This window comes from Methylobacterium hispanicum (assembly GCF_022179285.1).
Classification (GTDB): domain Bacteria; phylum Pseudomonadota; class Alphaproteobacteria; order Rhizobiales; family Beijerinckiaceae; genus Methylobacterium; species Methylobacterium hispanicum.
On record NZ_BPQO01000001.1, the window covers coordinates 255930 to 274544 of the forward strand.

Sequence of the window (18615 nt, forward strand, 5' to 3'; positions counted from 1 at the left end):
CGGAGCGCCACCAGCATACTGCCAACTCCCGATCTAGAAAAAAATCGGCCGGGCGCTGGCGTGGTGCTCGGCCAGCACCGTGCCGCTGGCGGGGTCGATCTCCTTGAGCACCACGTCGTAGCCCCAGAGGTCGGCCAGATGCTGGAGCACGCGGTTCGCGTCCTCCTTCTGGAGCGTGATGCGGTTCAGCGCCTTGTGGTGCAGGATCAGCCGGCGGTCGCCCTCCAGGTCCACGTCCACCACCTCGATGTCGGGATCGAGCCACGCGACGTCGTACTGGCGGGCGAAGGAGCGGCGCATCTTGCGGTAGCCGCGCTCGTCGTGGATCGCCGCGACGCGCAGTTCCGGCTCGTCGGGATCGTCCACCACATGGAACAGGCGCAGGTCCCGCATCAGCTTCGGGGAGAGGAACTGCGCGATGAAGCTCTCGTCGCGGTAGTTCTCCCAGACGTCGCGCAGCACGGCCATCGCGTCGCCGGTGCCGGCGATCTCGGGGAACCAGTCGCGGTCCTCGGCGGTCGGCTGCTCCACGATGCGCTGGATGTCCTGCATCATCGCGAAGCCGATCGCGTAGGGGTTGTGACCGCCGTAGGAGCGATCGTCGTAGGTCGGCTGGCGGATGACGTTGGTGTGCGACTGCAGGAACTCCAGATAGGCCGCCTCTCCGATCTGCCCCCGCTGCGAGAGCGCGTTCATGATGCGGTAATGGACGTAGGTGGCGCAGCCCTCGTTCATCACCTTGGTCTGGCGCTGCGGGTAGAAGTACTGCGCCACGAGGCGCACGATGCGCAGGATCTCGCGCTGCCAGGGCCGCAGGCGCGGGGCGACCTTCTCCAGGAAGTAGAGGATGTTCTCCTGGGGCAGTTCCAAGAGCGCCCGCCTGCGCTCGGCGGCCGCGTCCGTGCGCGCCGCGCCGGGCTTGGCCGGCAGCGTGCGCCAGAGGTCGTTGTAGATCTGCTCGCCGTGCTCGACGCGCTCGCGCTCGCGGCGCTGCTCGGAGGCGAGGTCGGGGCGCTTCTTGCGCGGGTAGCGGTGCACGCCCTGGCTCATCAGGGCGTGGGCGGCGTCCAGCACCTGCTCGACCGCCTGATGGCCGTGGCGCTCCTCGCAGCGCGCGATGAAGCCCTTGGCGAAGTCGAGATAGTCGAGGATGCCCTCAGCGTCGGTCCACTGCTTGAACAGGTAGTTGTTCTTGAAGAAGTGGTTGTGGCCGAAGGCGGCGTGGGCGATCACCAGCGTCTGCATGGTCGCCGTGTTCTCCTCCATCACGTAGGAGATGCACGGGTCGGAGTTGATGACGATCTCGTAGGCCAGTCCCATCAGGCCGCGGCGGTAGCCCGCCTCGTGCTGGGCGAAGTGCTTGCCGAAGGACCAGTGCTTGTAAAACAGCGGCATGCCGATCGAGGCGTAGGCGTCGAGCATCTGCTCGGCCGTGATGATCTCGATCTGGTTCGGGTACCAGGAGAGGCCGAGTTCCGGCCCCGCCACGGCCTCGCAGGCGTCGTGGATGCGCCGGATGGTCTCGAAGTCCCAGTCGTTGCCCGAGAACAGCAGCTCGCCGGGCTTCGGCGGCTGGATCCTGGGGCGGCTCAGGCTGGTCACCATCCGGCCAATCTCCTCGCTGTCCACTCCCCTCCCCGCGCGGGAAGGAGCCTCACGCCTCCGCCTTCGCGTCCTTGCGGCCGAACAGCTCGCGGAACACGGGGTAGATCTCGCGGCGGTGGTTCACCTTGCGCATGGCGATGGCGCCGCCGGACTTGGCGACGGCCTCGTAGGTGCGCCAGAGCGTGGTGCGGTGCTCGACGAAGCCGGCCCGCGGCCCGTTCTCGTCGCCGACCTCCAGATAGGCGAAGTGCTGGCAGGCCGGCAGGATGTGGGCGCGCAGCAATTCCGTGGCGGTCGGCCCGTCGGAGGAGACGTTGTCGCCGTCGGACGCCTGCGCCGCGTAGATGTTCCAGTCGTTCGGATCGTAGCGCTCGGAGATCACCCGCTTCATCTCGACGAGCGCCGAGGAGACCAGCGTGCCGCCGGTCTCGCGCGAGCCGAAGAAGGTCTCCTCGTCCACCTCCGTCGCCCGGTCGGTGTGGCGGATGAACACGATCTCGACGTGCCGGTAGCGGCGCGTGAGGAAGATGTGGAGCAGGATGTAGAACCTTTTGGCGAGGTCCTTCATGTGCTCGGTCATCGAGCCGGAGACGTCCATCAGGCAGAACATCACGGCCTGGGCGATCGGTTTCGGGTAGGGCTCGAAGCGGCGGAAGCGCAGGTCGATCGGATCGACGTAGGGGATGCGCTTCGAGCGCTCGCGAAGCAGCGTCAGCGCCTGGACGAGGTCGGCCCGCTCGGGCGCCTCCTCGGGCAGGGCGTCGATGCGGGCCTCGAGCGCCGCGATCTCGTCGGGCTTCGGGCGCTTGAGCGCGATGCGGCGGGACATGGAGTTCCGCAGCGTCCGGCCCAGCGCGAGGTTGGCGGGCGAGCCCGTCACCGTGTAGCCGGCCCGGCGCATGCCCTCCGTCTCGACCACAGCGAGGCGGCGCTTGGCGAGATCCGGGAGTTCGAGGTCCTCGAGGAAGAGTTCCAGAAACTCCTCGCGGGTCAGCACGAAGCGGAAGGCGTCCTCGCTGTTCTCGCCGCCCTCCCCGCCCTCGCCGGAGCCGCGCCCCCCGCCGCCTCCCGGCGGGCGCTCGATCGTGTCGCCCTCCACGTAGGTCTTGTTGCCGGGCAGGATGTGGTCCTGCAGGCCGGTGCCGGGCTGGCGCGAGAAGCGCGGCTCGCGCACGCCGTCCGCCGGCACGGAGACGCGGCCGTCCTTGCCGAGGTCCTTGATGTCCCGTTCGCGGGCGGATTCGCGCACGGCCCGCTGGGCCACGTCCTTCACGCGGCGGAGGAAGCGCTGCCGGTTGGGGAGACTCTTGCCCCCGGGATTGAGTCGACGGTCGACGATGTGCATTCGGTGCCCGAACCCTCGTCCGCTCTGATTCCGGCCGGCCATGATCGCCGGCCGGCCGCTCGAAACTGTGGCGGCTTGAGGGTGTGGCCGGCCTCAAGCCGGCCTGTGCCCCCTACCCCGCCTGCTTCACCCGCATGTACCACTCGACCAGCCGGCGGACCTGCCGCTCGGTGTAGCCGCGCGCGACCATGCGCTCGACGAACTCGCCGTGCTTCTTCTCGGTGTCGCCGTCCTTCTTGGACCCGAAGGAGATCACCGGCAGCAGCTCCTCGACTTGGCTGAACATCCGCCGCTCGATCACCTCGCGCAGCTTCTCGTAGCTGGTCCAGCTCGGGTTGCGGCCGCCGTGCTGCGCCCGGGAGCGCAGGGCGAACTTCACCACCTCGTTGCGGAAATCCTTCGGGTTGGCGATGCCGGCGGGCTTCTCGATCTTGGTCAGCTCCTGGTTCAGCAACTCGCGGTTGAGGAGCTGGCCGGTCTCGGCGTCCTTGAAGTCTTGGTCCTCGATCCAGGCATCCGCGTAGTCGATGTAGCGGTCGAACAGGTTCTGCCCGTAATCGTGGTACGACTCGAGATAGGCCTTCTGGATCTCGTGGCCGATGAACTCCGCGTAGCGCGGCGCGAGCTCGGTCTTGATGAACTCCAGATAGCGCTTCTCGGTCTCGGGCGGCAATTGCTCGCGCTTGAGCGCCTGTTCGAGCACGTACATCAGGTGCACGGGATCGGCCGAGACCTCGGTGGTGTCGTGGTTGAAGGTCGCGGCCAGCACCTTGAAGGCGAAGCGGGTCGAGATCCCGTCCATGCCCTCGTCCACGCCGGCGGTGTCCTTGTACTCCTGCATCGAGCGGGCGCGGGGATCGACCTCGCGCAAGCTCTCGCCGTCGTAGACCCGCATCTTGGAGAACAGGTTCGAGTTCGCGTGCTCGCGCAGCCGCGAGAGCACCGAGAACCGGGCCAGCATCTCCAGCGTGCCCGGCGCGCAGGCGGCGGCCGAGAGTTCCGAGCCGGAGATCAGCTTGTCGTAGATGCGCTGCTCCTCCGTCACCCGGAGGCAGTACGGCACCTTGATCACGTAGATGCGGTCGATGAAGGCTTCGTTGTTCTTGTTGGTCTTGAAGGTCTGCCACTCGGACTCGTTCGAGTGCGCCAGGATCACGCCCGTGAACGGGATCGCGCCGATGTTCTCGGTGCCGACGTAGTTGCCCTCCTGCGTCGCCGTGAGCAGCGGGTGCAGCATCTTGATGGGCGCCTTGAACATCTCGACGAACTCCAGGACACCCTGGTTCGCCCGGTTCAGTCCACCCGAGTAGGAGTACGCATCCGGGTCCGCCTGGGAGAGGGTCTCCAGGCGGCGGATGTCGACCTTGCCGACGAGCGAGGAGATGTCTTGGTTGTTCTCGTCGCCGGGCTCGGTCTTGGCGATGCCGATCTGGCGCAGGCGGGACGGCCGGACCTTGATCACCTTGAAGCGCGAGATGTCGCCGTTGAACTCGTCGAGGCGCTTGAGGGCCCAGGGGCTCATCAGGCCGGTCAGCCGGCGGCGCGGGATGCCGTAGCGGCTCTGGATCTCCGCGCCCATCGTCTCGGGGTCGAACAGGCCCAGCGGGCTCTCGAAGACCGGCGAGACCTCGTCGCCCGCCTTCAGCACGTAGATCGGGTGGACCTCCATCAGCGCCTTCAGGCGCTCGGCGAGCGACGACTTGCCGCCGCCGACAGGGCCCAGCAGGTAGAGGATCTGCTTGCGCTCCTCCAACCCTTGAGCGGCGTGGCGGAAGAACGAGACGATCCGCTCGATCGTCTCCTCCATGCCGTAGAACTCGGCGAAGGCCGGGTAGGTCCGGATGGTCCGGTTCATGAAGATCCGGCCGAGGCGGGAATCCTTGGCGGTGTCGATGAACTCGGGCTTGCCGATGGCCTCGAGGATGCGCTCGGCCGCGGAGGCGTACATCAGCGGCTCGTCGCGGCAGGCCTCCAGATACTCGGAGAGCGTCATCTCCGTGTCGCGGCGCGCCTCGTAGCCTCTGGCGAAGCTCTGGAAAAGGTCGTTCGTCGCATGCATCGGCATTCGATAACCCTCTCAGACCACGGTTAGCTTCATCCTGTCCCGGCCCGGATGCAACTGACAGGCCCGCTTTTGTCGCACTGCGACGGAGACGCCGCAGGTGCGTGTGCCGCCTGCAACACTCCGCCTTTCGGCGGGCCGGATCAACACTCTTCCGGCTCCCTTGCGCGAGGCTGGGTGATCGCGGGCCTCGCCGAGGCGCCCGTGACCGAACGTGGACGCGCGGCCTGTTGTGCGATGCACAACAGGCCCGATGCGACGCGGCGCGTCAGAGATCGTTGCTGTCCTTCTTGGCGTCGCCCCCGCCCTTCGAGGCCGCCTCGACCGTGATCTTGAAGACCCGGGTCTGGACCTCGCCGTCGGCGCTCTTCACCTCGAACGTCAGCTCGTCCGAGCCGGTGAAACCGTCCTTGGGCTGGTAGAACACGCCCATCACGCCGGCATCCTTGTTCGGGCAGCGGAAGTTCCCCGGCGTCTTCTGCTTGCCGGCCTTCACGATCACGGCGCCGTTCTTCGGGAAGGCGGAGAACCGGAATTCCGGCATCGGCCCCTCCGAGCAATCCTTCTTCAGGTTCGGCGTGACGAGGAGCCGGCCCGTCTTGCCGGAGGCCACCGTCTCGGTCTTCTGGACCGTGTCGGCCAGGACCGGGCCTGCGGCGGTCAGGAGGCCGCCGGCGACGAGCGCGGCGAGCGGGCGGGCGAAGGTCATGCTGGGCTCTCCCCTGGAGCGTTCTCGAACCGGCGTCGGCTGCGCCGGGACACGCCATGTGGGGAGGCGGCGGCATCCCGTCGAGGGGCGGCGCGGCTCGGCGGGGAGCGGCCGGCACTAATCCTGGAGCGCGGCCGCGACGATGCCGGTGACCCGCGCGAGGGCGGCCGGCTCCAGCTCGTCCTTCAGCATCGCGGCGAGCCGCGCCTCGACGCGGGCCCGCTCGCCCGCGTCGGCGACGGGCGTGACGGGGATGTCCGCCTCGTCGATGCGGCAGACCCGGCGGATGGTCTCGGCGGCGGCGAGCAGCGCCTCCCGGTCGGCGGGACCCATCTCCCAGAGCGGGTTGCGCAGCCGGCTGATCACCCGCTTGGCATCGCGGTAGGCGTGGTCGGCCTGGGTCGCCGCCTCGATGCGGCTCGCGAGGTAGACGAGTTCCAGCACCTCGGAGGCCGCCTGCGGGCAGGCGCGCACGACCCGCATCAGGCGGCTCGTCAGTTCCTGGGTCGGCGAGAGCGGGCGGCGAGGCGCTTTCATGCGCCGGTCAACGCCAATCCTCCGGAAAGGTTCGCGGCCCACCAGGTGGGAAAGGCGTTGGCGGACCAGTGGGTTGCGCACCATTGATCGGCCGGGCGCGACGCCCCCTCCTGTCCGCGGTCGGGGCAAGCGTGGAGAATGGGCCCCCTCCCTCGGCTCGGGCGAGAACCGCGCCGCGCCCCCTCTCCCGATCCGGCCCCGCGCTCGCTCGGCATCTGCGATCGCGCTGCTCTTTTGGGGAAGGGGAGCGTCGCGCGCTATTCCGGCTTCTCCCGCAGGGCCGCCAGCGCGTCGCGGCAGGCGTGGAGCTCGGCCAGCACCGCCTCGAGGAGCGCGCGCTGGGGCATGTCAGGCTCGAGGGGAGCCGCCTCGCGCTGCGTCTCGGGCGCCTCGGGGGCCGCCGCCACGGCCTCGCCGCGGCCGACCGCCTGGACGAAGCGGACACCGTTCTCCCGCAGCACCCGTTGCGCGCCCTGGATGGTGTAGCGCTGGACGTGCAGCATGTGCCGGATGCCGGCGATCAGCGCGACGTCCTCGGGCCGGTAGTAGCGGCGCCCGCCCGCGCGCTTCAGGGGCCGCACCTGCCCGAAGCGCGTCTCCCAGAAGCGCAGCACGTGCTGGGGCACGTCGAGGGCCTCCGAGACCTCGCTGATCGTCCGGAAGGCGCCGGCCTGCTTCGCCCCCGGATCGTCGGCGGGTGTGGCGGCAGGGGGCGCTGGCGGCATGAGCGGTTCCGTCGGGCAAGCGCGGACGGTCCGCCCGCGGGGCCCCGATCATAGGCCCGGCCCGCGGGTCACGGCCAGGGCGCAGACCGAAGAGGGGCGTTGGCCAAAAGGAAAGGCCCGCGGCGAGCCGCGGGCCTCCCGGAATCCTGGGTCGCGGCCCGCGCGGGCCGCGCCGCCTCAGCGCGAGTAGAACTCGATGACGAGGTTCGGCTCCATCTGCACCGGGTAGGGCACCTCGGAGAGGCCCGGCACGCGGGTCACGCGGGCGGTCATCTTCTGGTGATCGACCTCGATGTAGTCCGGCACGTCGCGCTCGGCGAGCTGGGTGGCGACCACCACGAACTCGAACTGGCGGGCGGCCTCGCGCACCTCGATCACGTCGCCCGGCTTCACGAGGTAGCTCGGGATGTTCACCCGCTGGCCGTTCACCTTGATGTGGCCGTGGTTGATGAACTGGCGGGCGGCGAACGGGGTCGCCACGAACTTCGAGCGGTACACGACCGCGTCGAGGCGGCGCTCCAGCAGGCCGATCAGGTTCTCGCCCGAGTCGCCGCGCAGGCGGATCGCCTCGGCGTAGTAGCGGCGGAACTGCTTCTCGGTGATGTTGCCGTAGTAGCCCTTGAGCTTCTGCTTGGCGCGCAGCTGCGTGCCGAAGTCGCTCATCTTGCCCTTGCGGCGCTGGCCGTGCTGGCCGGGGCCGTACTCGCGGCGATTCACGGGGCTCTTCGGGCGGCCCCAGATGTTCTGGCCCATGCGGCGATCGAGCTTGTGCTTCGCCTGAACGCGCTTCGACATCGCGGTTCCTCTGTCTTCTGTTCGTGCTTCGAGGAACGCGCCCTCCTCTCCCCCCGGCCGGAGCCGTCCTCGGCCGGGGCCGAGCGGGGCGACAGAGCGGGGTTGAGCCCGCCCACGGGTGCGTTGAAAATGCAGCGGGGCCCCTCATCGGAGCCCCGCGACGGCGCGTCTGTAGTGCAGACGGCCGGTTCGGTCAACCTGCGGCCGGGATCGTCAGTTGCCGTAGGGGTTGTAGGGGTTGGCGGCGAGGTGCGGCAGGCCCGCGAAGGCATAGCGCAGGCCGATGCGGAACTCGTTGGCCGTGAGATCCTTCAGGCGGGTGCCGTAGCCGTAGGCGTCCACGCCTGTGCGCAGCTTGCCGAGATCGACGTAGCGGTAGGCCGCGTCGAGGCTCAGGCCGTAGCCGAGATCGTAGGACAGGCCGGCCGTGAGCGCCCAGGCGAGCGAGGTGACGGAGCGCTTCCCCCGCGGCACGGGATCGCGCGGGCCGGTTCCGGGCGAGCCGTCGCAGGCGTCGAGGAAGCAGGAGGTCTGGGTGTAGTTGCGGGTGGTGCCGATATCGGCGACGCCGACGCCCGCGCCGATATAGGGCGTCAGCCCCCACCACGTGCCGAGGTCGGCGTAGACGTTGACGAGCGCGGTGAGCGCGTCGGCGCGGCCGGTCTCGATGTTGCCGCCGGTCTCGAAGTTCGAGCGCGACGAGAAGGCGCTGAAGCGGGTCGGACCCCGCTGGTCGATGGTGGCGTCGATCCGCAGCCACGGATTGACCCGGTAGCCGACGCCGCCGCCGTAGCCGCCCGCGTCGCCGACCCGCAGGCCGACATAGGGCGGCCGGTTCGGGTCGCTCGGATCGGGCGGGGTGTCGTCGCGGGGCCGGCCGTAGCTCGCGTGGGTGAAGTCGCCGCGCAGGTACCAGCCCGAGCCGATCTCGACCGGCGGTGGGGCCTCGACCGGCGGCGGAGGCGGCGGTAGCGCGGTCGGCAGGAGATCGGCGGCCCCGGCCTGGTGGAGGGAGCCGGCCAGCGCGATGAGCGCGCAGACCGGCAGACGTGCAGACGCAACCATGGATCGTCCCGACGCTTGGGCCCGGCAGGCTCGACGGCCTCGCGGGGCGGTGGACCAGGGGCCCGGGGAGCCGGACGGACCGGCCGAATCGAATACTGACAAACAAGGGTTAGGAGGGACTTAACCCTAACCGAGGCGCCCGCTCCCGCGGGCGGATCACGCGGCCCGGGGAGACGGTCCGGACACGCAAGGGGGGCGGCGCGTGGATCCGCGCCGCCCCGCAGCCTCCCGGGTCCTCCCGTGGGGCGTCAGTACTTGCGGACCAGCGGGCCGGGGGGCGGCGGCGGCGCGTAGTCGGCCATCAGCGGGGGCAGCGGGGCCGCGACGATGCCGCCGAGCAGGTAGCGGAAGCCGAGCCGGACGTCGTGCGCCTCGAGGTTCTTGAACTTGTAGGTCGTGCCGGGGCACCCGTCGCTGCCGAAGCAGTTCAGGCTGCCGCTCTTGACGCTGCCGAGGTTGAGGTACTCGTAGGCCAGTTCCAGCCGCAGGTTCGGGGTCACCGCGTAGCCGAGGCCGGCGTGCAGGCCCCAGGCGAAGGTCGTGGTATCGCTCGGCCGGATCACGCCCGCTCCGCCCGTCGCGGTGCCCGACCCCACGTCGGTCAGCGTGCCGAGGTGATGGAAGGCCGCGCCGACCGAGCCGCCGCCGAAGAACGACACGCCGTTCCAGGTGAAGAAGTCGTACGAGCCGCGGGCCATCGCGACGATCGTGGAGACGTGGCCGGTATAGAAGTCGAGACCCTTGCCGGGCGACTTGCAGGTCCCGTCCGCGTCGAAGTTCGCGTTGAAGCAGCCCGCGTAGCTCTCACCGAAGCGCAGGGTTGCGGATGTCCGGTACTGGGCCACCGCCTCCACGCGCAGGCCGTTGCCGAACTCGTAGCCGAAGCCGCCGCCCGCGAAGGCCTGGTCGCCGATCTCGCGGTACTCCTCGTGGTAGCCGCCCTTCGGCTGCGGGAAGCCCGGCTTGTCGTACCCCTCGAACTTGCTGAGGCGCAGCGCGCTGACGCCGACCTCGCCGCGCAGGTACCAGCCGCCGCCGACATCGACGACGGGGGGCGGCGGGGGCGGCGGAGGCGGGGGCGGCAGGAGGTCGGCGGCCTGGGCGAGGCAGGGCGCGCCGACGCTCGCTGCGAGCGCGAGGCGGCGCACCAAGGCCGAGTGCTTGGAGCGGGCCATTAACGTTTCCTTCACTCGAATGCGAGCCGGAAGCTGTGTTCGCACGCTCCGGAAGACAATCGAAAGGATGAACGCAAGAACTTAAGCCGGGCTTAACGTTAAATCTTAGACCCACGGAATCGCGCCGCCGTGAACGGAGGCCGGGACCTCAGGGCGCCGGGGGCGGCCGATCCCCGATGAAGAGGCCGTGCCGGCGCAGGCCGTCGGCGAGCCGGCGCAACTCCGCGTCCCGCCGCGCCGACGCCCGGGACGCCGCCCCGTGGGCGGCGTGCAGGATCTCGTGGATCGTGCCGAGACGGCGGGCGGAGGCGAGCCCGTCGAGGACGAGCGGGCTCGCCTCCGCCGGGCCGGGCGCATCCACCACCGTGCCGACCCACTCGCGGATCGAGCCGTCGACGTTCTCGACCGGCACCTCGCGCACCTGCATCCAGCGGTAGTCGCCGTCGATGTGGCGCACCCGGTAGGCGAGTTCCACGGGCTCGCGGACGCGTCGCGCGGCGGCCCAGATCCCGAGCGTGCGCGCACGGTCGTCCGGGTGCAGCGCGTCGAGCCAGCCGCGCCCCAGGAACATCTCGGCTTCCTGGCCGGTGCGCTCGGTCCAGCCGTAGCTGTGCGTGATCTGGCCGTCGGGCGCCGCCCGCCACTCGATCACCGCGCTCGCCCGAACCAGCGCGAGGTAGCGTTGCTCGCTCTCGTGCAGGGCGCTCCCAGGGTCGGGGATACGCACCGCGCCGCCCACGCCATCCCCGATGACGTCTTCGATGACGCCCCCGGTGGCGGCGCCCGGCACGGCCCCCGGACGGCCGGCTCGGCGGAACACGGGCTTGTAATGGCCGCGCGGCAGTTCGACCCGTACGCTGCCGACGCGGCCCGGCTCATCGTAGATGGCGGCGAGTACGCCCCGCAGCCGCCGCGCCTCCACGCGGACGATGGCGTCCGTGACGGGATCGAAATCCGGGGGGCGCCCCAGCGCCTGGGTGGCGATCGTGTACGCCTTCAGGCGATGGCCGCGCCCGCCGAGGCTCTCGCGCACGATGTAGCCGAGGAAGGCCGAGAGCTGCGGCGCCTTGCGCATGGCCGGATGCTGCAGGAGGGCGGCGACTTCCGCGGAGATCTCGCCCGGCTCGATCGTGCTGCGGTCCATCTGTGGGTGCGCGTGCCCCGCGACTGGAAACGCGATCGCTAGCACAACTTTTAGTAGAAAAACAGGCTCTCGATGAGGCCCCGCACGGGAACCGGGCGGCGCGTCCCGACTCCGTTCCGCCCCGGCGGCTGCGGCCCGGTGCGCGCCCGACGCGGAACGGAACGGATGGCGGTCCGGCTCCGTTGGCTTCGGAACGAGTGCCCTTTCGGCCTCACGGGAGATCTCAGTCCATGGCCCTCAAGATCCTGTCCGCCCCGCTCCTGGTTCTGGCTCTCGCGGCCGGCGGCCTCTCGGCCGCGCAGGCGCAGAGCAACACCTCGACGCCGGGGGCGCCCGCCGGCGACAGCGGCGGCAACGCCTCGACCGGCAGCACCGCCGCGCCGAGCGGCAAGTAACCAGGGACAAGTAACCAGGGGCAAGTCGCGAGCGGGCAAGTCGCGAGCGGGCGAGTACCCAGCGGCCGGCTCACCGCCGAAGCCCGACCGAGGAGCCGCGCGCCCGCCGTGCCCTGATCCCCGGGCCGGCCCCCGGCCGGCCCGGCGGGCGCCGGGACCCGTTCAGGCCCGGCAACTCTCGAACCCGGCGCGGATCGCCTCCGCGTCGAGGTTGCGCCCGATGAACACCACCCGGGAGACCCGGGGCTCGTCGGCGCGCCACTCGGCCTGCACATCCCCGTCCAGGATCATGTGCACGCCCTGGAAGACGAATCGCTTCGGCTCGCCCGGGAAAGCGACGATGCCCTTGCAGCGCAGGATGTCCGGCCCCTGGACCTGGGTCAGGTTGGAGATCCAGGGCATGAACGTCTCCGGGTTCACCGGCCCGTCGATCCGGGCCGAGACCGACCGGATCTCGCTGTCGTGGTGATGATGGTGGCCCGCCTCGAGGAACTCGGGCTCGAGATCGAGGATGCGGCCGAGATCGAAGGCGTTGCGCTCCAACACCGCGTCGAGGGGGACGGCACAGTCCTTCGTCCGATGGATCTTGGCGAAGGGGTTGATCGCCCGGATCTCCCCCTCGACGCGGTCGAGTTCGGCCGGCGTGACGAGGTCGGACTTGTTGAGCAGGATCACGTCCGCGAAGGCGATCTGGTTGCGGGCCTCGGGTGCGTCCTTCAGGCGGTCGGTCAGCCACTTGGCGTCGGCCACCGTCACGACGGCGTCGAGGCGGGCGGCCTCGCCGACGTCCTGATCGACGAAGAAGGTCTGGGCGACGGGGGCGGGATCGGCCAGTCCGGTCGTCTCGACGATGATCGCGTCGAACTTGCCGCGGCGCTTCACCAGGCCGTCCATGATCCGGATCAGGTCGCCGCGCACCGTGCAGCAGACGCAGCCGTTGTTCATCTCGAACACTTCCTCGTCGGCGCCCACCACGAGGTCGTTGTCGATGCCGATCTCGCCGAACTCGTTGACGATCACCGCGTAGCGCCGGCCGTGGTTCTCGGTGAGGATCCGGTTGAGCAGCGTCGTCTTGCCGGCGCCGAGATAGCCCGTGAGCACCGTGACGGGGATCTTGGCCGAGGCCGGCGACGTGGCAGCGGGGGACGGGGCGTCGGACATGGCTTCCCTTCGGCTTCACTCTTCGGGCGGGTTCCTCGCCCGCGGGCGCCGCGCCCGGGGGCGAGGCCGTGACCTGTCATATCGTTACGCGCGCGCCGGATGGAAGGCGGCGGGAGGCCGGCGCAGGCCGAGGCCGCGGGAGAACGCCCCACTCTGGAAATGAACAGAAATTGTTCAGCAATGGGCCGGCTTTCGTAGGACTTTCCGTGACTTGAACAAAAATTTGCGGCCCACCGAGGCAGATTTCCGTGGCATTGTTCAACCCAGGCGGGTAAATTCCAACACCCAACGACCGGGTCCGCCGAATGAACCACGACGTCACTCCCAACCATCCCGGGCGGCTCAGGCATGATGTCGACCAGATGCCGGCCGACACGCGCACCGGAGGCCGCGATGATTGATGGGACCCCATTTCGGACCGGCGATGCGACAGACGAGCGGCTGGCGCGGATCGCCGAACTCGTCGGCCGCCCCGTCGAGGCTTTCCGGGCGCCGGAGAGCGATGCCCTCGGCGAGGCCCTCGAACTGGTGAAGCTCTGGGAGCGGATCGACAGGGCCGGCCGCGCCCGCCTCCTGGCCTGCGCCCGCGCCGAGGCGACCCGCACGGGCGACCCGCAGCGTCCGGCCGCGTCGGCGCGCGCGTCGGTGTGATCCGGCGCCGGCCGCGGCGCACGCTCCGCGGAGCGCGCCCCGGCCGCGTTGCGGGCGCGAGGACTCGATCGGACGAGGCAAAGCCGCCGCGCAGCCGCGCGATCCCCCGCCCTTAACGATCTGGTCAGCCTGTTCCGGGAGGGTGCGCGCCCGGATCAGCAGAGGAATGAGCATGTCCGACACGATCGACACCGTGGGCGTCGCGGGCGACCGCATCCGCTCCATCATCGAGCGCATCGAGCGGCTCGACGAGGAGATCAAGGACCTGATGGAGGCCAAGAAGGAGATCTTCGCCGAGGCCAAGGGCGAGGGTCTCGACGTGAAGGTGCTGCGGGAGATCCTGAAGCTGCGCAAGCAGGACAAGGACGAGCGCGACGAGCAGGAGAGCCTGCTCGAACTCTACCTGCGCGCCATGGACGCACCGAGCCCGGCACCGATCGCCCAGGCCGCCTGACCACCGCGGCCGCGCGACGGCCGGCCGGCGCGGGGTCCCACGGGGGCTCCCGCAGCGGCCGGCCGCCGCGCCGGAACGGTGCCGCCCGAATCCTGGGGAGCGCGGCCATCGGGCGCGGACCCGGGAGTGGGGCTCGCGGGTTCTGAAGGGACATCGCCGCGAGGGGGCAGCGGCCGCGGGCAGCGGCGGGTGCCGCCTGCGAGGGCCCCTGCGATCCATCGAGCACCCATCGAGCACCCATGGCCAAGCGGAAGACGAGAGCCGAGACCCAGCCCGAGACCGAGGCGCCGCTCGTGCCCACCGGCGCGCTGGCGGTGGCCCTGCTGGGCCTCGCCGGGCAGGGCGCCCCGCTCGTCCACGTCGCCCGCGACGAGCGGCGCCTGGAGGCGATCGCCGCGATCCTGCGGGCGCTCGCCCCGGATCTCGGCGTCGCCATCCTGCCGGGCTGGGATTGCCTGCCCTACGACCGCGCCTCGCCGTCGCGGGGCGTGATGGGCGCGCGGGCCGGCGTGCTGCGCTGGCTCACCGACGCGGAGAATAGACCCGACATCGTGCTGACCACGCCGCCGGCCCTGATCCAGCGGGTGCCGCCGCCCGCGACCTGGGCGGACGCCCGCGTCCTGATCCGCGTCGGCGACACCCTGGACGCGGAGGCGATGACGGCCGCGCTCCGGCGCCTCGGCTACATCCTCGACGACCGGGTGGACGAGCCCGGCGAGTTCGCGATCCGCGGGCGCACCCTCGACGTGTTCCCGGCCGCCTCCCCCCTGCCCTGCCGGGTGGAGCACGACGGCGCCCGGGTCGCGCGGATCCGGGCCTACGACCCGCTGACGCAGCGCTCGCACGAGGAGACCGCGGAGCTGGTGATCGACCCGGCCACCGAGATCATCCTCGCCCCCGGCTCCGAGGAGCGCCTGCAGCCCTTCACCGGCCAGGAGCACGGGCTCGCCCGGTTCTACCCGGCGCTGCCCTGCCTGCTCGACGACCTGCCCGAGGCCCGCTTCGTGGTCGAGGCCGGGGCCGAGGCGCGGGCCGAGGCCTTCTTCGAGCAGATCGCGGACGGGCGCGAGAGCGGCGAGGCGGCCAAGGGTGGCGGCCAGGCTCGGGGTCGGGCGGATCAGGATCCGCTCTACCTCGCTCCGGAGGAGTGGGCGCGGCTCCTCAGGGAGCGCCGGCTCGCGGCTGCCACCGAGGAGGCGGACGCGTCCCTGGCCGCCTTCGTGCGCCAGTCGCGCCCGACCGCCGCCTTCACCAAGACGCTCCGGGACCGCCTCAGGGCGGGCGACCGGATCGTGCTCGCCGGGCCGGAGCGGTCGCTGCGCCGTCTGGTCCGGCAGGCCGAGCGCTCGGGCGAGCGCCGCGTGCGGTCCGTGCCGGACTGGGCGACGGCGGAGCGCGCCCGCCCCGGCGAGATCGTCGCGCTCGCTCTGCCGCTCGATGCGGGCTTCCGGGTGCCGGAGGCGGGCATCAGCGTGTTCGCGGCGGCCGACCTCTACGGCCAGCACGCCGGCGCGGCGGGACAGCGGGCCGCGACCCTGCCGCTCGGCGAGGTCGAGCTGCGCACCGGCGACGTCGCGGTCGATCGCGACAACGGGCTCTGCATCTTCGAGGGCCTGGAGCGGGTCGGCGGGAGCGAGGCCCTGCGCCTGCGCTTTTCCGGGGACGACGTGCTGATGCTGCCCGTCACCCAGGCCGACCGGGTCTGGCGCTACGGCTCGGACCCGGAGGCGGTCGGCCTCGACAAGCTCGCTTCCGCCTCCTGGCGCCGGCGCCACAGCGAGGCGGAGGCCACCATCGCCCGCACCGCCCGCGTCATGGTGGGGCTGGCGCAGGAGCGGGCCGATGCCAGTGCCCCGGCGCTGCGCCCGCCGGAGCGGGAGATGGAGCGCTTCGGCGCGGGCTTCGGCTTCAGCCTGACGCCGGACCAGGCCGCCGCGACGGACGCGGTGCTGACCGACCTCGCCTCCGGCCGGCCGATGGACCGGCTGGTCTGCGGGGATGTCGGCTTCGGCAAGACCGAGGTGGCGCTGCGCGCGATCGCGGCGGCCGTCTTCGCGGGCAAGCAGGTCGCGCTGGTGGCGCCCACCACCGTGCTGGTGCGCCAGCACGTGCAGACGCTGGAGCGGCGGTTCGGCCGCTTCGGGATCGCGGTCGCGCAGCTCTCGCGCCTCGTCGGCCCGGCGGAGGCGAAGCGGGTGAAGGCGGGGCTCGCCGACGGCTCGATCCGTGTCGTCGTCGGCACCAACGCGCTCGCGGCCAAGGGCGTCGCCTTCGCGGATCTCGGCCTGACCGTCATCGACGAGGAGCAGCGCTTCGGCGCGAAGATGAAGGAGTCGCTCCGCGCGCTCGCGGGCGGCGGCCACGTGCTGACGCTCACCGCCACGCCGATCCCCCGCACCCTGCAATCGGCGCTGGTCGGCCTGCGGGCGCTCAGCGTGATCGCCACGCCGCCCGCGGTGCGTCAGCCGATCCGCACGGTGATCGCGCCGTTCGAGGCCGAGACGGTGCGGGCCGCGCTGATGCGCGAGCACCGCCGCGGCGGCCAGAGCTTCGTGGTCTGCCCGCGCATCGAGGACCTCGAGCCGATGGCCGAACGCCTGAGGGCGATCGTGCCCGAACTCGCGATCGTCCTGGCGCACGGCGAGATGAAGGCCGCCGCGATGGACGCGGCGATGATCGACTTCGCCGACGGCGCGGGCGATGTGCTGCTCGCAACCTCCATCATCGAGAGCGGGCTCGACGTGCCGAGGGCCAACACGATGCTGGTCTGGAACGCCGAGCGCTTCGGGCTGGCGCAGCTGCACCAGCTGCGCGGCCGGGTCGGGCGCGGCCAGCGCCGGGGCGCGGCCTACCTGCTGAACGATCCCGAGCGCCCGCTCTCCGCCGGCGCCGAGAAGCGCCTGCGCACGCTCGAGGCCCTCGACCGGCTGGGGGCGGGCTTCACCATCTCGGCGCGCGACCTCGACCACCGCGGCGCGGGCGACCTCGTGGGCGACGCCCAGGCGGGCCACGTCCGGCTGATCGGGCTCGGCCTCTACCAGCACGTGCTGCAGCTGGCGCTCCGCGCCGCCAAGGGCGAGCCGGCGGAGGACTGGCGGCCGGAGATCAACCTGGGGCTGGAGGGGGCGATCCCCCACGACTACATGCCCGAGCCCGAGATCCGGCTCGGCCTCTACACCCGCCTGCTGCGGGTGGGCTCGACCCAGGAGATCGACGCGCTCTGCGCCGAGACCGACGACCGCTTCGGACGGATGCCGGAGGGGGTCGAGACGCTGGTGACGCTCGCGCGGCTGCGGGTCCAGTGCGGTGCGCTCGGGATCAGCCGGCTCAGCGGCGGCCCGCAGGGCGTCGCGGCGGATTTTCGCGAGGCGGGCCGGATCCGGGCGCTGGCGCTCGACGGCGACCTCGCGGTGCGGGACGGCCGGGTGATCCTGAAATGCACGACGCGGGACGCGGCCGAGCGCGGCCGCCTCGCCGTGGAGCTGCTGGAGCGCATCGCCGAGGCCTGCGAGGCGGCGGCCTGACGCCGCCGCCCGCGCATCCGCCCGTCAGGCCATCTGCTTGCGGGCGAACAGGGCTCCGGCGAACGCCACGGCGGAGCCGGCCGCGACGATGCAGATCATCAGCAGGCGCCGCGGCTGGGTCGCGGATTCGGCCATCACCGGCGGCACGATCAGGCTGAAGAACTCGATCTGGCGCGCCGCGATGATGCGGGCGCGCTCGTTGGCCGCCAGCACGGCGGCGTAGTATTTCTCGGCGTTCTTGCGCTCGTTGTCGAGCGCCTCGAAGCGGGTCAGCGCGTCGGCGAGGACGCGCTTCTGCTCGGCGTCCTGGCTCGTCGCGGTGCGCTCGATCCGCGCGATGTTCTCGTCGAGATCGCGGATCTGCGTCTTCATCTCGATGATGCGGTTCGAGTTCGGCCCGAGGTCGCGCTGCGCGACCGAGAGCTGGATCGATTTCTCGACGCGGGCAGCGCGCAGCTCGCCGATCGTCTTCAGGTTCGCCTCGTTGGTCTTCTGCGCGTCGAGCACGCCGTCGCGGTTGCGCAGGTCGCGCACCTCCAGGCGGACCTTGCGCATGCGGTCCTCGGCGAGCTTCAGCTCGCGGTTGCTCTCGGCCACCGCGTCCATGCGGGCGTTGAGGCTGAGCCGGTTCACCACCGCCTCGGCCTCCTTCAGGATGGCCTGGACGAGCGTGAACGATTCCTGCGGGTCGAAGGCGTTGACCGTGAGGACCATGACGCCGGAGCCGGACTCGACGGTGATGGCCACACGCTCACGCCAGTAGTGCAGGAACCTCTCGATCGGCTTCTCGGGATTGAAGCGGGAGAGGATGTCGATGCTGTCGCGGCTGAACCACGCGCGCAGCGGCAGTTCCTTCTCCAGTGTCTCCAGCATCGGCCGGCTGAGCACGTACTGGTAGGTGATCAGGGTGTCCTGGGCGATGAGTTCCTTGGGCACGCCCGAGTTGGTGCCGACCGAGTCCGGGTTGGCCTTCTCGGAGCCGCCGAGCGCCGGGCGGATCGCGAACTGCGCCTCGGTGACGTAGCGGTCGGAGGCGATCAGCCCATAATAGACCGCTCCCATCAGGGTCGGCAGCACGAAGCAGACCACGAACAGCACGGGCAGCCACGGGTCCCGCTTCACGTGGCTCTGGTAGGAGCGGATGCCCTTCCGGCGGTCGGCGAAGCGCGACATCCGGGCGAACTGCCGGAGCGACTCGGCCACCGCGTTGGACTTGTCCGCGGTGGTAAGCGGCTGACCCTGCGGGTTGCGGATCTCGACGTTCATGG

The 18615-nt window shown here is 71.0% G+C and carries 16 protein-coding genes; 4 read left to right on the forward strand and 12 right to left on the reverse strand.

Features of this window, described 5'->3' with window-relative positions:
- Positions 1-33: 33 nt before the first annotated feature.
- The 10 genes from MFF56_RS01190 to MFF56_RS01235 all read right to left on the reverse strand — a co-directional run bounded on the left by MFF56_RS01190 (position 34) and on the right by MFF56_RS01235 (position 11162).
- On the reverse strand, positions 34-1605 hold the full coding sequence (locus MFF56_RS01190) for a SpoVR family protein (RefSeq protein WP_066927808.1): 1572 nt from the start codon (positions 1603-1605) through the stop codon (positions 34-36).
- Positions 1606-1654: 49 nt separating this feature from the next.
- A complete protein-coding gene (locus MFF56_RS01195) occupies positions 1655-2950 on the reverse strand; it encodes a YeaH/YhbH family protein (protein WP_238229323.1) in 1296 nt (431 codons plus the stop codon).
- Between the two features lie 112 nt (positions 2951-3062).
- Positions 3063-5015 carry a PrkA family serine protein kinase gene (locus tag MFF56_RS01200; protein WP_066927641.1) on the reverse strand — a complete coding sequence of 651 codons (1953 nt, stop codon included), beginning with the start codon at positions 5013-5015 and terminating at the stop codon, positions 3063-3065.
- A gap of 265 nt (positions 5016-5280) precedes the next feature.
- On the reverse strand, positions 5281-5721 hold the full coding sequence (locus MFF56_RS01205; protein WP_066927639.1) for a 4-aminobutyrate aminotransferase: 441 nt from the start codon (positions 5719-5721) through the stop codon (positions 5281-5283).
- 117 nt (positions 5722-5838) lie between these two features.
- Entirely contained in the window at positions 5839-6258 is a 420-nt protein-coding gene (locus MFF56_RS01210; protein WP_066927637.1) for a hypothetical protein, read from the reverse strand.
- Between the two features lie 257 nt (positions 6259-6515).
- A complete protein-coding gene (locus MFF56_RS01215; protein WP_066927635.1) occupies positions 6516-6983 on the reverse strand; it encodes a MerR family transcriptional regulator in 468 nt (155 codons plus the stop codon).
- A gap of 177 nt (positions 6984-7160) precedes the next feature.
- Positions 7161-7778: a 30S ribosomal protein S4 gene (gene rpsD / locus MFF56_RS01220; protein WP_066927633.1), complete on the reverse strand. Its 618-nt coding sequence runs from the start codon at positions 7776-7778 to the stop codon at positions 7161-7163.
- A 213-nt stretch (positions 7779-7991) separates the two neighbouring features.
- On the reverse strand, positions 7992-8843 hold the full coding sequence (locus MFF56_RS01225; protein ID WP_066927630.1) for an outer membrane protein: 852 nt from the start codon (positions 8841-8843) through the stop codon (positions 7992-7994).
- A gap of 248 nt (positions 8844-9091) precedes the next feature.
- Positions 9092-10018, reverse strand: coding sequence for an outer membrane protein (locus MFF56_RS01230; protein ID WP_238229324.1), 927 nt, complete (start codon positions 10016-10018; stop codon positions 9092-9094).
- Positions 10019-10166: 148 nt separating this feature from the next.
- Positions 10167-11162, reverse strand: coding sequence for a PAS domain-containing protein (locus MFF56_RS01235; RefSeq protein ID WP_238229325.1), 996 nt, complete (start codon positions 11160-11162; stop codon positions 10167-10169).
- Between the two features lie 230 nt (positions 11163-11392).
- Here MFF56_RS01235 and MFF56_RS01240 point away from each other — a divergent pair, with 230 nt between their 5' ends.
- The gene (locus MFF56_RS01240) at positions 11393-11557 is read left to right on the forward strand and encodes a hypothetical protein (protein ID WP_197430557.1); all 165 of its coding nucleotides are present in this window, start codon (positions 11393-11395) and stop codon (positions 11555-11557) included.
- A 162-nt stretch (positions 11558-11719) separates the two neighbouring features.
- On the opposite strand, the gene MFF56_RS01245 is transcribed toward MFF56_RS01240, so the two are convergent.
- Positions 11720-12718 carry a CobW family GTP-binding protein gene (locus tag MFF56_RS01245; protein WP_066921769.1) on the reverse strand — a complete coding sequence of 333 codons (999 nt, stop codon included), beginning with the start codon at positions 12716-12718 and terminating at the stop codon, positions 11720-11722.
- 393 nt (positions 12719-13111) lie between these two features.
- On the opposite strand from MFF56_RS01245, the gene MFF56_RS01250 reads away from it, so the two are divergent.
- From MFF56_RS01250 to MFF56_RS01260, 3 genes are all read left to right on the forward strand, one after another.
- A complete protein-coding gene (locus MFF56_RS01250; RefSeq protein WP_066921767.1) occupies positions 13112-13369 on the forward strand; it encodes a hypothetical protein in 258 nt (85 codons plus the stop codon).
- 172 nt (positions 13370-13541) lie between these two features.
- A complete protein-coding gene (locus MFF56_RS01255; RefSeq protein ID WP_066921779.1) occupies positions 13542-13823 on the forward strand; it encodes a DUF2312 domain-containing protein in 282 nt (93 codons plus the stop codon).
- 239 nt (positions 13824-14062) lie between these two features.
- Positions 14063-17347, forward strand: coding sequence for a DEAD/DEAH box helicase (locus MFF56_RS01260; protein ID WP_082773009.1), 3285 nt, complete (start codon positions 14063-14065; stop codon positions 17345-17347).
- Positions 17348-17371: 24 nt separating this feature from the next.
- On the opposite strand, the gene MFF56_RS01265 is transcribed toward MFF56_RS01260, so the two are convergent.
- Entirely contained in the window at positions 17372-18613 is a 1242-nt protein-coding gene (locus MFF56_RS01265) for a KpsE/RkpR family capsule polysaccharide export protein (RefSeq protein ID WP_066921765.1), read from the reverse strand.
- Between the last annotated feature and the right edge of the window lie 2 nt (positions 18614-18615).